General features: G+C 65.5%; 10 protein-coding genes. 8 read left to right on the forward strand and 2 right to left on the reverse strand.

All coding sequences use genetic code 11. From position 1 onward, the window contains the following. Positions 1–110: 110 nt before the first annotated feature. Positions 111–1,562 carry an Asp-tRNA(Asn)/Glu-tRNA(Gln) amidotransferase subunit GatA gene (gatA, locus tag LRS11_RS10265; protein WP_260496715.1) on the reverse strand — a complete coding sequence of 484 codons (1,452 nt, stop codon included), beginning with the start codon at positions 1,560–1,562 and terminating at the stop codon, positions 111–113. A 16-nt stretch (positions 1,563–1,578) separates the two neighbouring features. Beyond that, positions 1,579–1,866: an Asp-tRNA(Asn)/Glu-tRNA(Gln) amidotransferase subunit GatC gene (gatC, locus tag LRS11_RS10270; protein WP_260496716.1), complete on the reverse strand. Its 288-nt coding sequence runs from the start codon at positions 1,864–1,866 to the stop codon at positions 1,579–1,581. Between the two features lie 217 nt (positions 1,867–2,083). Here gatC and mreB point away from each other — a divergent pair, with 217 nt between their 5' ends. The 8 genes from mreB (at position 2,084) to tldD (ending at position 13,188) form a co-directional block, all read left to right on the forward strand. Next, positions 2,084–3,124, forward strand: a complete 1,041-nt coding sequence (gene mreB, locus LRS11_RS10275) for a rod shape-determining protein MreB (protein WP_173203605.1) — start codon at positions 2,084–2,086, stop codon at positions 3,122–3,124. Positions 3,125–3,342: 218 nt separating this feature from the next. Further along, positions 3,343–4,314, forward strand: a complete 972-nt coding sequence (mreC, locus tag LRS11_RS10280; RefSeq protein WP_409519796.1) for a rod shape-determining protein MreC — start codon at positions 3,343–3,345, stop codon at positions 4,312–4,314. Next, positions 4,314–4,802, forward strand: a complete 489-nt coding sequence (gene mreD / locus LRS11_RS10285; RefSeq protein WP_260496717.1) for a rod shape-determining protein MreD — start codon at positions 4,314–4,316, stop codon at positions 4,800–4,802. Before mreC ends, mreD begins: the two co-directional genes overlap by 1 nt. A gap of 55 nt (positions 4,803–4,857) precedes the next feature. After that, complete coding sequence (locus tag LRS11_RS10290) at positions 4,858–5,457, forward strand: nucleoside triphosphate pyrophosphatase (protein WP_260496718.1); 600 nt, start codon at positions 4,858–4,860, stop codon at positions 5,455–5,457. Between the two features lie 60 nt (positions 5,458–5,517). Further along, positions 5,518–6,975 (forward strand): ribonuclease G, encoded by a 1,458-nt coding sequence (gene rng / locus LRS11_RS10295; protein WP_173203611.1) that lies wholly within the window; start codon positions 5,518–5,520, stop codon positions 6,973–6,975. 30 nt (positions 6,976–7,005) lie between these two features. Continuing rightward, entirely contained in the window at positions 7,006–10,839 is a 3,834-nt protein-coding gene (locus LRS11_RS10300) for a YhdP family protein (RefSeq protein WP_260496719.1), read from the forward strand. Between the two features lie 55 nt (positions 10,840–10,894). Next, positions 10,895–11,749, forward strand: a complete 855-nt coding sequence (locus LRS11_RS10305; RefSeq protein WP_260496720.1) for a carbon-nitrogen hydrolase family protein — start codon at positions 10,895–10,897, stop codon at positions 11,747–11,749. Then, complete coding sequence (gene tldD, locus LRS11_RS10310) at positions 11,746–13,188, forward strand: metalloprotease TldD (protein WP_260496721.1); 1,443 nt, start codon at positions 11,746–11,748, stop codon at positions 13,186–13,188. The genes LRS11_RS10305 and tldD overlap by 4 nt, the downstream gene beginning before the upstream one ends. Positions 13,189–13,219 lie beyond the last annotated feature (31 nt).

Below are 13,219 nucleotides of genomic sequence, written 5' to 3' on the forward strand. Positions count from 1 at the left end.
TCATCGTGCATGTCTTCTGTAGGAGCCAGCTTGCTGGCGATGCTTTTGCCTTATTGATCGCCAGCAAGCTGGCTCCTACAGGTGTGCGCGAGAGCTGTGCGGGCTATGCCTCAGAAGCCTTTGGGTGTCTGTTTGTGCCAGTCGCTGACCTGTTGGTACTGGTGGGCGACATTCAGCAGGCGACCTTCCTGGAAGTAGGGCGCAAGCAGTTGCACGCCAACCGGCAGACCGTCGACAAAGCCGGCGGGCATGGACAGGCCGGGGATGCCGGCCAGGTTGGCGGTGATGGTGTAGATGTCTTCCAGGTATTCGGCGACCGGGTCGTTGTTCTTCGCGCCGATCTTCCAGGCCAGGTTCGGCGTGGTTGGGCCGAGGATCACGTCGACATCGTTGAAGGCTTTGATGAAGTCGTTCTTGATCAGGCGGCGGATCTTCTGCGCCTTCAGGTAGTAGGCGTCGTAGTAGCCGGCGGACAGCGCGTAGGTGCCGACCATGATGCGCCGCTTCACTTCCGCACCGAAGCCTTCGCCGCGCGAGCGCTTGTACAGGTCTTCGAGGTTGACCGGGTTCTCGCAGCGATAGCCGAAGCGCACGCCGTCGAAACGCGACAGGTTGGAGCTGGCTTCTGCAGGTGCGATCACGTAGTAGGCCGGGATGGCGTGCTGCATGTTCGGCAGGCTGATCTCTTTGACGGTGGCGCCGAGCTTTTTCAGCTCTTCCACCATGGCCAGCACTTTATCGGCGATGCGGCTGTCTAGGCCGGCGCCGAAGTATTCCTTCGGCAGGCCGATGCGCAGGCCGGCGAGCGGCTGGTTCAAAGCGGCCAGGTAGTCGTCCACCGGCTGATCGACGCAGGTGCTGTCCTTGGCGTCGAAACCGGCCATGCCGCTGAGCATCAGCGCGCAGTCCTCGGCGGTGCGGGCCAGTGGGCCGCCCTGGTCGAGGCTGGAGGCGTAGGCGATCATGCCCCAGCGGGAGACGCGACCGTAGGTCGGCTTGATCCCGGTAAGGTTGGTCAGCGCGGCCGGCTGGCGGATCGATCCGCCGGTATCGGTGCCGGTGGCGGCCGGCAGCAGGCGGGCGGCCACGGCAGCGGCGGAGCCGCCGGAGGAGCCGCCCGGTACGCGGGTCAGGTCCCAGGGGTTCTTTACCGGGCCGTAGTGGCTGGATTCGTTGGCTGAGCCCATGGCGAACTCGTCCATGTTCAGCTTGCCCAGGGTCACAGTGCCGGCGGCGGCGAGTTTCTCGACCACGGTGGCGTTGTACGGGGCCTTGAAGCCGCTGAGGATCTTCGAGCCGCAGCTGGTGAGGATGTCCTGGGTGCAGAACAGGTCCTTGTGGGCGATCGGCGCGCCGAGCAGGGCGCCGTTCTCGCCGGCGGCGCGGCGGGCGTCGGCGGCCTTGGCTTGCTCAAGCGCAAGCTCCTCGGTGACGCTGATAAAGCTGTTTAGCTGCGGATCGAGCTGCTGGATGCGCGCCAGCAGCGAGCGGGTCAGCTCTTCGGAAGAGAACTGCTTGCCGGCGAGGCCTTGGGCGATCTCGGCGAGGGTCAGTTGATGCATGGGGAACCCTTTCCTTTTATTCGATGACTTTCGGCACGAGGTACAGGCCGTTTTCCACGGCCGGGGCGATGGCCTGGTAGGCCTCGCGCTGATTCTGCTCGGTCACTTGGTCGGCACGCAGGCGCTGGGTGGCTTCCAGCGGGTGGGCCAGTGGTTCGATACCGTCGGTGTCGACGGCCTGCATGGCGTCGATCAGGCCGAGAATATTGTTGAGGGTCTCGGTGGTTCGTGGAACTTCGGCCTCATTCAGGCCCAGGCGGGCGAGATGGGCGATCTTTTCCACGTCGGAGCGTTCAAGCGCCATCGGGAGTCTCCAGGGGCAGGCCAGGTGGCCGGACGAATACGGGCGGGGAACGGATACCGCGTGTTGCGGTCGAAAGCCGCGAATTGTGGGCCGTAACGCCCGGAAAAGCAGGCAATTTAGCACATCACGCGCCTTGCCCAAAAGGCTGGTCATTGATAGAGTTTGCCGCACTTTTTTACCCAGCGTTTTCTCCACGCTCTGTCTAGGGTTTTCCCCAATGTTCAAGAAACTGCGTGGCATGTTTTCCAGCGATCTGTCGATCGACCTGGGCACTGCCAATACCCTGATTTATGTCCGCGATCGCGGCATTGTGCTGAACGAGCCGTCCGTGGTTGCCATCCGTACCAGCGGCAACAACCAGAAGAGCGTGGTCGCCGTCGGTACCGAGGCCAAGCGCATGCTCGGTCGTACCCCGGGCAACATCCAGGCCATTCGCCCGATGAAGGATGGCGTGATCGCAGACTTCAGCGTCTGCGAGAAGATGCTGCAGTACTTCATCAACAAGGTTCACGAAAACAGCTTCCTGCAGCCGTCGCCGCGCGTGCTGATCTGCGTGCCGTGCAAATCGACCCAGGTCGAGCGCCGCGCCATCCGCGAGTCGGCCCTCGGCGCCGGGGCCCGCGAAGTGTTCCTGATCGAAGAGCCGATGGCCGCTGCCATCGGTGCCGGCCTGCCGGTTGAAGAAGCGCGCGGCTCGATGGTCGTCGATATCGGCGGTGGTACCACCGAAATCGCGCTGATCTCGCTGAACGGCGTGGTCTACGCCGAATCCGTACGCGTCGGTGGCGACCGTTTCGACGAAGCCATCATCACCTACGTGCGCCGTAACTACGGTTCGCTGATCGGCGAATCCACTGCCGAGCGGATCAAGCAGGAAATCGGCACCGCCTACGCCGGTGGCGAAGTGCGCGAAGTCGACGTGCGTGGCCGTAACCTGGCCGAAGGCGTACCGCGCAGCTTCACCCTGAACTCCAACGAAGTGCTGGAAGCGCTGCAGGAATCCCTGGCGACCATTGTCCAGGCGGTCAAGAGCGCCCTGGAGCAGTCGCCGCCGGAACTGGCCTCGGACATCGCCGAGCGCGGCCTGGTGCTGACCGGTGGTGGCGCACTGCTGCGCGATCTGGACAAGCTGCTGTCGCAGGAAACCGGCTTGCCGGTGATCGTCGCCGAAGACCCGCTGACCTGCGTGGCCCGTGGCGGCGGCAAGGCGCTGGAGATGATGGATCGTCACTCGATGGATCTGCTCTCTTCGGAGTGATCCTGACGACGTGAGCCGAAGCCGGAAGCCTGTTCTTCCGGCTTTCGATTTTGTGCGGTATGGGTGTGCTCCGCGTCTGCCCTGTCGGGGCGCTAGACTGCGCAGCAGGCTGTATCCATGCGGGGTGATCGACGCGATGTCGGTCATCAACAGGTTCTAGGGGATTCGCCATCAAACCGCTTTTTGCCAAAGGTCCATCGCTGGGCGTACGACTGCTTGTGCTGGTCGTGCTGTCGGCTGTGCTGATGGTGGTGGATGCGCGCTTCACTGTACTCAAGCCGCTGCGTGCGCAGATGGGCTTGCTGGTCGAGCCGGTGTTCTGGATCGGCCGCCTGCCGGTGACCCTGTGGGAAGCCGCGACCCAGGAACTCAGCAGTCGCAATGAGCTGGCTGCCGAGAACGAGAAGCTCAAGGCGGAAATGCTCCTGCTGCAGCGTCGCGTGCAGAAGCTCGCCGCGCTGACCGAGCAGAACGTGCGCCTGCGTGAGCTGCTTAACTCTTCCGCACTGGTGGAGGAGAAGGTGATTGCCACCGAGCTGATCGGCATCGACCCCAACCCCTTCACCCACCGCATCCTGATCGACAAGGGCGAGCAGGACGGCGTGTTTCTCGGCCAGCCGGTGCTCGATGCCCGTGGCCTGATGGGCCAGGTGGTCGAGGTCATGCCTTACGCGGCGCGGGTGCTGCTGCTCACCGATACCAGTCACAGCATTCCGGTGCAGGTCAATCGCAACGGTTTGCGCGCCATCGCCGCCGGCACCGGTAATCCGGAGCGTCTGGAGTTGCGCCATGTGGCCGATACCGCCGATATCAAGGTGGGCGATCTGCTGGTCAGCTCCGGCATGGGTCAGCGTTTTCCGGCCGGTTACCCAGTAGCCATGGTCAGTGAAGTGATTCACGACTCCGGCCAGCCATTCGCCATCGTGCGGGCCGTGCCGACTGCCGCGCTGAACCGCAGTCGCCACATGCTGCTGGTGGATGTTGATCGGCGCAGCGCGGAAGAACGCGCCACTGCTGCCGCCGAGGCCCAGCAGCAAGCCGATAGCCAGGCGCCGGCCGTGCCTGAGGCGGCAACGCCTATGCCTGCGCCGGCAGCACCGGGCGCGCCAGCGCTGACGCCAGCTCCGGCGCTGCCTGCGGTGGAAGCCGCGCCGGCCTTACCGCCAGCCGATAGTCAGGAGGCCCACTGATGGTGGTGACACGTTCCGCTCACGGCTGGGTAATCTGGGCCAGCCTGGCGTTTGCCTTGTTGCTCAGCGTGGCGCCCATGCCGGACTTTATGGCCATCGGCCGCCCGCTGTGGCTGGCGCTGTTCCTTTCCTACTGGGCGCTGTCCGTGCCGCACCGCCTGGGCATGGTCTCGGCCTGGGTGTTCGGCCTGCTGGCGGATGTGCTGAATGGCTCGCTGCTGGGCCTGAATGCCCTGATCCTGACCCTGATCGTGTTCCTCGTGCTGTCGCTGCAGCGGCGTTTGCGCATGTTCCCCATGTGGCAGCAGAGCCTGGTGCTGCTGGTGGTGTTCGGCCTGGCCCAGCTGGTGCATCTGTGGCTGAATGCCCTGACCGGTAATCGCCAGCCGACCCTCGAATTCGTCTTCCCGGCGCTGGTCAGCGCCTTGCTCTGGCCCTGGGTGTTCGCCATCCTGCGTGGGCTGCAACAGCGCTTCGGCGTTCACTGAATCGGCGTCGGCCGCCGTGCCGGCGACTGCCATTTCACGACAGGGAGATGTCTGCATGGCCACCCTCTACCTGGCCTCAGGTTCCCCGCGCCGCCGCGAACTGCTGGCGCAGATCGGTGTGCCCTTCGTCACGTTAAGCGCCTCTATCGATGAAACCGCCTTGCCGGGCGAGACTGCGCCTGGCTATGTAGAGCGCCTGGCGCTGGATAAAGCGCGCGCCGGACTGGCCAGCCTGGGCGATTGCGGCGATGCTGTGGTGCTGGGGGCAGATACCGCCGTGGTGCTCGACGGGCAGATTCTCGGCAAGCCGCAGGATCGCGCCGAGGCGCTGGGCATGCTGGCGGCGCTGTCCGGGCGCGAGCATCAGGTGCTGACGGCGGTGGCGCTGGTCAGCCACTCGCGCAGTGCCGTGCAGGTGGTGACCAGTCGGGTCGGTTTCCGTGCCCTGCAGCCCGGCGAGGCCGAGGCCTACTGGGCCACCGGGGAGCCCTGCGACAAGGCAGGCAGCTATGGTATTCAAGGGCTGGCGGCGGTGTTCGTCAGCCAGTTACAGGGCAGTTACTCGGCGGTGGTCGGTTTGCCCTTGTGCGAGACCGCACAGCTACTCAACGAATTCGCAATTCCGTGCTGGCAGCCATTGCCGGTCAACAGTTAAGAAGCCGCCGGTTCGGCATGCGGCCCATGGCCGGCAGCTTCATCGCGCAGAGTGGGATGCATGAGCGAAGAGATCCTGATCAACATCACGCCGATGGAGTCGCGCGTGGCGGTGGTGGAAAACGGTGTGCTGCAGGAGGTGCATGTCGAGCGCACCCAGCGCCGCGGCATTGTCGGCAACATCTATAAGGGCAAGGTGGTGCGCGTGCTGCCAGGCATGCAGGCGGCCTTTATCGACATCGGCCTGGATCGCGCGGCCTTCATTCACGCGGCCGAGATCTCCACCCGCGAAGGCAGCGCGGTGGAAAGCATCAGCGCCCTGGTCCACGAAGGCCAGAGCCTGGTGGTGCAGGTGACCAAGGACCCGATCGGCACCAAGGGCGCGCGGCTGACCACCCATCTGTCGATTCCTTCGCGCTACCTGGTGTACATGCCGCGTACGGCGCATGTCGGCATCTCGCTGAAGATCGAGGAAGAGGCCGAACGCGAGCGCCTCAAGCAGGTGGTCACCGACTGCGTGGCCGCCGAGGGCATCGAAGAGGCCGGCGGTTTTATTCTGCGCACTGCCGCCGAGGGTGCCAGTGCCGATGAAATCCTCGCCGATATCCGCTACCTGCGCCGCTTGTGGGAGCAGGTCGCCGGGCAGATGCAGAGCGCCAAGACGCCTTCGGTGATCTACGAGGACCTGTCCCTGGCCCTGCGTACCCTGCGCGATCTGGTCAACCCGAAGATCGAGAAGATCCGCATCGACTCGCGCGAGACCTTCCAGAAGATCACCCAGTTCGTCGACGAACTGATGCCGGAGATCTCCGATCGCCTGGAACACTACCCCGGCGAGCGCCCGATCTTCGACCTGTACGGCGTCGAGGACGAGATCCAGCGCGCCCTGGAGCGCAAGGTGCCGCTCAAGTCCGGTGGCTATCTGGTGGTCGACCCGGCCGAAGCGATGACCACCATCGACGTCAACACCGGCGCCTTCGTCGGTCATCGCACCCTCGAAGAGACCATCTTCAAGACCAACCTCGAAGCCGCCACCGCGATTGCCCGCCAGCTGCGCCTGCGCAATATCGGAGGCATCATCATCATCGACTTCATCGACATGGAAGATGAAGAGCACCAGCGCCAGGTGCTGCGTACCCTGGAAAAGCAGCTGGAGCGCGACCACGCCAAGACCAACATCATCGGCATCACCGAGCTGGGCCTGGTGCAGATGACCCGCAAGCGCACCCGCGAGAGCCTCGAGCAGGTGCTGTGCGAGTCCTGCAGCAGCTGCCAGGGCCGTGGCAAGCTGAAGACCCCGGAAACCATCTGCTACGAGATCTTCCGCGAGATCCTCCGCGAGGCACGCGCCTATCAGGCCGAGGGCTACCGGGTACTGGCCAACCAGAAGGTGGTCGACTGCCTGCTCGACGAGGAGTCGGGCAATGTCGCCGATCTCGAAGCCTTTATCGGCCGCACCATCAAGTTCCAGGTGGAAAGCATGTACTCCCAGGAGCAATACGATGTGGTGCTGCTCTGAGATGACCCGAATCCGCCTGGATAGCCCTGCATGAGTCGGCTGGCGCGCCTGCTTGTCTCCCTGTTGCGCATTGCCCTCGGGCTCTGCGCTATGGGCCTGGTGCTGGCGGCGCTGTATGCCAGCCTCGGCCGCGAACTGATACCGCTGGTGGCGGAGTACCGCGACGAGGTGCAGAGCAAGGCCCAGACCGCGCTCGGCATGCCGCTGAGCATCGGCAGCCTGGAAGGGCGCTGGAGTGGCCTGGCGCCGCTGCTGTTTGCCCATGATGTGCAACTGGGCAGTGGCGCCAGCAGCATTCGCCTGGATCAGGTGCGGGTGGTGCCCGATGTGCTGCAGAGTCTGCTGAGCCGGCAGTTGCACATCGCCAATCTGGAACTGGATGGCCTGCAGCTCAGTCTGCGCGAGGATGAACAGGGTGCCTGGAGTGTCGAGGGCCTGCCGGTGCGTGCCGCGGGCGCGCAGAAAGCCGATCCGCAACAGCTCCTGCAGGGACTGCAGCGCATCAGCACCTTGTCACTGCTGGACAGCCAACTGACTCTCGAACCCTTCGAACAGCCCCCTCTGAGCTTCACCTACGCCAACCTGACTCTGCGCAGCGGCCCCCAGCGCCAGCGTATCGACGCCCGACTGTTGCTGCCCGATGGTCAGCCGCTGGCCCTGCGCCTGCGGACCCGCCTGCAGCCCAAGGATTGGCTGAGCAGCCAGGCCGAGCTGTACCTCAGCCTGCCGCAGAGTGACTGGGCGCGCTGGTTGCCGAAAGGCCTGACGCAGGCCTGGCGCTTGGAAAAGCTGCAGGCCGGTGGCGAATTCTGGCTGGACTGGCATGACGGCCAGGTACAGCGTGCAGTGGCCCGCCTGCATGCCCCCGAACTGAGTGGCGGCTATGCCCAGCGCAAGGCGGTTAAGGTGCAGGATCTGGCGCTGAGCGCCTTCTTCACCCGCACGGACACTGGCTTCGACCTGCTACTCGACTCCCTGGCCCTGAGCCTGGGTGAGACGCGCTGGGGCGAGGTGCAACTGGCGCTGCGCCAGCAGAGCGCGGCAGAGGGGCGCGAGGAGCAATGGACGCTGAGCGCTGACCGTCTCGATCTGGCCCCGCTCGGCCCGGTGGTGAGTGCCCTGGCGCCGCTGCCTGAGCAGGCGGCCGAGGCCTTGCAGGCCCTGCGCCCGCAGGGGCTGCTGAGCAATATCCAGCTGACCTATCGTCCGCAACTGACCAGTGCCGACCGTCTGCAGTATTCGCTGAACCTGGCGCAGGTCGGCATCAGCCCCTGGCATGGCATTCCTGCGGTGGAGAATGCCAGCGGCAGTGTCAGCGGCAATCTCAGCGATGGCGACGGCCGCCTGGCCAGCGAGAACTTCGGCCTGCATTTCGATCAGCTGTTTCCGGCGATGTGGCACTACCGCACAGCCGGCGCGCAGTTGCTCTGGCATTTCGATAGCGCCGGGCTGACCCTGCGCAGCCCCTATCTGCAAGTGGTCGGCGAGGAGGGCGCAGTGGCTGGCGACTTCCTCGTGCGCCTGCGCAAGGACCCGGCCGAAGAAGACTACATGGACCTGCGCGTGGGCATTCGCAATGGCGATGCGCAGTTCACCGGCAAGTACCTGCCGACCCGCTCCCCGGGCATGAGCCCCAAGCTCAGCGAGTGGCTGAACAGCGCCATTCGTGCTGGCAAGGTTGATGAGGGCTATTTCCAGTACCAGGGCTCGTTGCTCAAGGGCGCCGATGCCGCGGCGCGCAGCCTCAGCCTGTATTTCCGCGTGCAGGATGCCGAACTGGCCTTCCAGCCGGGCTGGCCAGTGCTGCGCGAGGCACGTGGCGAGGTGCTGATCGAGGACAGTGGCGTGCGGGTGCGTGTCCCGCAAGGGCGCCTGCTGGATAGCCGACTCACGGCGGTCAGCGTCGATATTCCGCAGGTCGGGCCGGGGCGGGTGCCGCGCCTGAACGTGCAGGGGCAGGTGCAGAGCAGTGTGGTGGATGCCCTGAAGATTCTTCAGGAAGCTCCGCTGGGTACCGCAGACACTTTTGCTGGCTGGCGTGGTGAGGGGCCGTTGAGCGGCAAGCTCAACCTCGACATTCCCCTGGCTCAGGGGCAGCCGCCTCGGGTGCAGGTGGATTTCGCCACCGAGGGCGCGCGCCTGCAACTGAGCACGCCGGCGCTGGAGCTGAGCCAGATCAAAGGCGCCTTCCGTTTCGATACGGCTACCGGCCTGAGTGCCCCGGACATTCGTGCCCAGGCGCTGGGTCATGCCCTGCGCGGGCGGGCGATTGCCGGCGGCGCACGGGGCAAGGCGCGTACGCGGATCGAGGCCAACGGTCAGGTGCCGCTAACGACCCTGAGCAGCTGGCTGGGCGTGACCCAGGCACTGCCGCTGAGTGGCCAGTTGCCCTATGCCCTGAGCCTGAGCCTGGACGGCGCCGACAGCCAGTTGCGCATCAGCTCCGACCTCAAGGGCCTGGCCATCGATCTACCGGCGCCTTTCGGCAAGGTCGCCGGCGATAGTCGCGAAGCCGTCTGGCGCATGACCCTGCAGGGCAATGAGCGGCGTTATTGGCTGGATTACGCCGGACAGGCCAGCCTGGCCTTTGCTGCGGCGCCGGGGCAGGTGTTGCAGGGGCGCGGCGAGCTGCGTCTGGGCGGTGCCTCGGCCAGCCTGCCCGGTGCCCCGGGCCTGGGCATTGCTGGGCGCCTCAGCGAGCTGGACTGGTCCGCCTGGCAGGCGCTGGGCAAGCAATATGGCGGTACGCCGGGCGCCACCGGCAACCTGCAATTCCTGCGTGGCGCCGACTTGCAGATCGATCGCTTCAGTGGCTTCGGTACCCAGGTCGACAACCTGGCGGCCAAGCTGGCTCGCAGCAGCCACGGCTGGCAGCTTGACCTGGCCAGCGCGCTGCTGGAGGGGCGGATCAATCTGCCGGATGCTGCTGGTGCGCCAATCGAAGTTGACCTGGCACGCCTGAGTTTCCCGCCGGCCGAGCCACCGAGTCCGGCTGACAAGGATAAGCCGGATGCCCTGGCTGCAGTCGATCCACGGCAGTTCCCGGCCCTGGATCTGCGCATCGCCCGCGTATTGCAGGGCGATCAACTGCTCGGCGCTTGGTCGCTTAAGGCGCGCCCGACGGCCGAGGGGGTGCGTTTCAATGAGCTGTCGTTGCAGCTCAAGGGCTTGCAGGTCAAGGGGGCTGCGGGTTGGGAGGGCGCGCCTGGCGCTAGCAGTAGTTGGTACAAGGGGCGGCTCGAAGGCGCCAACCTGGGTGACGTGCTGCTGGCCTGGAACTTTGCCCCGACAGTCACCAGCGAGCGCTTCCGTCTGGATGTCGATGGCCGCTGGCCCGGCTCGCCGGCCTGGCTCAGTCTCAAGCGTTTCAGCGGCCGCATGGACGCCAGTTTGCGCAAGGGGCAGATGGTCGAGGTCAAGGGCTCGGCGTCGGCGCTGCGGGTGTTCGGTTTGCTCAACTTCAACTCGATCAGTCGACGCCTGCGCCTGGATTTCTCTGATTTGCTCGGCAAGGGCCTCAGTTATGACAAGGTCAAGGGCCTGCTGATAGCCAGCGACGGGGTGTTCGTCACCCGCGAGCCGATCAAGATGGAGGGGCCGTCCAGCGGCCTGGAACTTAATGGCACCCTGGACATGGCGCGCGACCAGATCGACGCCAAGCTGCTGGTGACCCTGCCAGTGACCAACAACCTGCCACTGGCCGCGCTGATTGTCGGCGCACCGGCGGTGGGTGGTGCGCTGTTCGTGGTCGACAAGCTGCTGGGTGATCGCGTGGCGCGTTTCGCCAGCGTGCAATACAGCGTCAAGGGGCCCTGGCAGAACCCGGCCATCACCTTCGACAAACCTTTTGAAAAACCCCGATGAAGTCCGCTGCCCGTACTTGGAGTAGCATGCAGTCATCACCCCGTCGGTAGTCTTCATGTCGCTTGCCGTGATTCAGATGGTCAGCCAGGACGATGTGCTGGCCAACCTCGCCGCCGCCCGCCGCCTGCTCGAACAGGCCGCCGCTGGCGGTGCGCGCCTCGCCGTGCTGCCGGAGAATTTCGCCGCCATGGGCCGGCGTGACCTGGCCGCCCTCGGGCGTACCGAGGCCGAGGGCAGCGGGCCGATCCTGCCCTGGTTGCAGCAGACCGCCCGCGACCTGCAGTTGTGGATAGTCGCCGGTACCATTCCCTTGCCGCCCGATGGCCAGCCGAATGCCAAGGCGCATGCCTGTTCGTTGCTGCTCGATGCCCAGGGCCAGCGGGTGGCGCGCTACGACAAGCTGCACCTGTTCGATGTCGATGTGGCCGACAGCCGTGGCCGCTATCGCGAGTCGGACGACTATGCCTTTGGCAGCCAGGTAGTAGTGGCCGATACCCCGGTGGGTCGCCTCGGCCTGACGGTCTGCTACGACCTGCGTTTTCCCGAGCTGTACAGCCTGTTGCGGCAAGCGGGTGCCGAGCTGATCAGCGCGCCAGCTGCATTTACGGCGGTGACGGGCGCGGCGCATTGGCAGGTGCTGCTGCGCGCCCGGGCCATCGAGACCCAGTGCTATGTGCTGGCGGCCGGGCAGGGTGGCAGCCATCCGGGCGGCCGCGAGACGTTCGGCCATTCGGCCATCATCGACCCCTGGGGCCGGCCGCTGGCCGAGCAGCCCACAGGCGAGGCCGTCTTGCTGGCCACCCCGGATGTTGCCGAGCAGGCGCAGATCCGCCAGCGCATGCCAGTGGCCAGCCACCGACGATTTTTTGCCCCGGCCGTTCCAGGGCCGGCGCCTACGGAGAAGTTATGAGCGAGACATTGCTATCGGTCAGCGCGCACCTGCTGACCCCCGGTGGCCTGAGCATCGAGCAGTTGCCGAATATCCTCGGCGAGCTGGCCGGCCCCGGCATTGATGCCGCCGACCTGTATTTCCAGAGCCAGATATCCGAGAGCTGGGTGCTGGAGGACGGCATCGTCAAGGAAGGCAGTTTCAACCTCGACCAGGGCGTCGGCGTGCGCGCCCAGTCCGGCGAGAAAACCGGCTTTGCCTACAGCAATGCGATCACCGCCGATGCCCTCAGCCAGGCCGCACGGGCAGCCCGCTCGATCTCGCGGGCCGGTCAGCAGGGCAGCGTGCAAGCCTTCAGCAGCCCGCAGGTGACCGCGCTGTATGCGCCGGGCAATCCGCTGGATGTGCTGGGTCGGGCGGAAAAGGTCGAACTGCTCAAGCGTATCGACCAGGCCACTCGCGCCCTTGATCCACGTATCCAGCAGGTCACCGTCAGCCTCTCCGGCGTCTGGGACCGCATTCTGGTCGCGGCCAGCGATGGCAGCCTGGGCGCGGATATCCGTCCACTGGTGCGCTTCAATGTCAGCGTGATCGTCGAGCAGAACGGCCGCCGCGAGCGTGGCGGCCATGGCGGTGGTGGGCGTACCGACTACCGCTATTTCTTGGAGGAGGACCGCGCCATGGGCTATGCCCGCGAGGCCTTGCGCCAGGCGCTGGTCAACCTCGAAGCGCAGCCCGCTCCGGCCGGTACCTTCCCGGTGGTGATGGGCGCCGGCTGGTCGGGCGTGCTGCTGCACGAGGCCGTGGGCCACGGCCTGGAGGGCGATTTCAACCGCAAGGGCAGTTCGGCCTACAGCGGCAAGATCGGCGAAAAGGTCGCCTCCAGCCTGTGCACCATCGTCGATGACGGCACCCTGGCCGGCCGTCGCGGCTCGCTCAGCGTCGATGACGAAGGCACGCCAACCCACTGCACCACGCTGATCGAGAACGGCGTGCTCAAGGGTTACATGCAGGACAAGCTGAATGCCCGCCTGATGGGCGCGGCGCGTACCGGCAATGGTCGCCGCGAATCCTACGCGCACCTGCCGATGCCGCGCATGACCAACACCTACATGCTGGCCGGCGAGAGCGACCCGGAAGAGATCATCCGTTCGGTGAAGAAGGGCATCTACTGCGCCAACCTCGGCGGCGGTCAGGTGGATATCACCAGTGGCAAGTTCGTGTTCTCTACCAGCGAGGCCTACCTGATCGAGGACGGCCGGATCACTGCGCCGGTCAAGGGCGCGACCCTGATCGGCAACGGCCCGGAGGCCATGAGCAAGGTGTCGATGGTCGGCAACGACCTGGCCCTGGACAGCGGCGTCGGTACCTGCGGCAAGGACGGTCAGTCGGTGCCGGTGGGCGTCGGCCAGCCGACGCTGAAGATCGATGCGATCACCGTGGGTGGAACAGGCGGCTGAGGAGTGGGCAGGGTTGAACGCGTAGCGGCCA

It is taken from the genome of Pseudomonas sp. J452, from assembly GCF_024666525.1.
In the GTDB taxonomy this organism is placed as follows: Bacteria; Pseudomonadota; Gammaproteobacteria; order Pseudomonadales; family Pseudomonadaceae; genus Aquipseudomonas.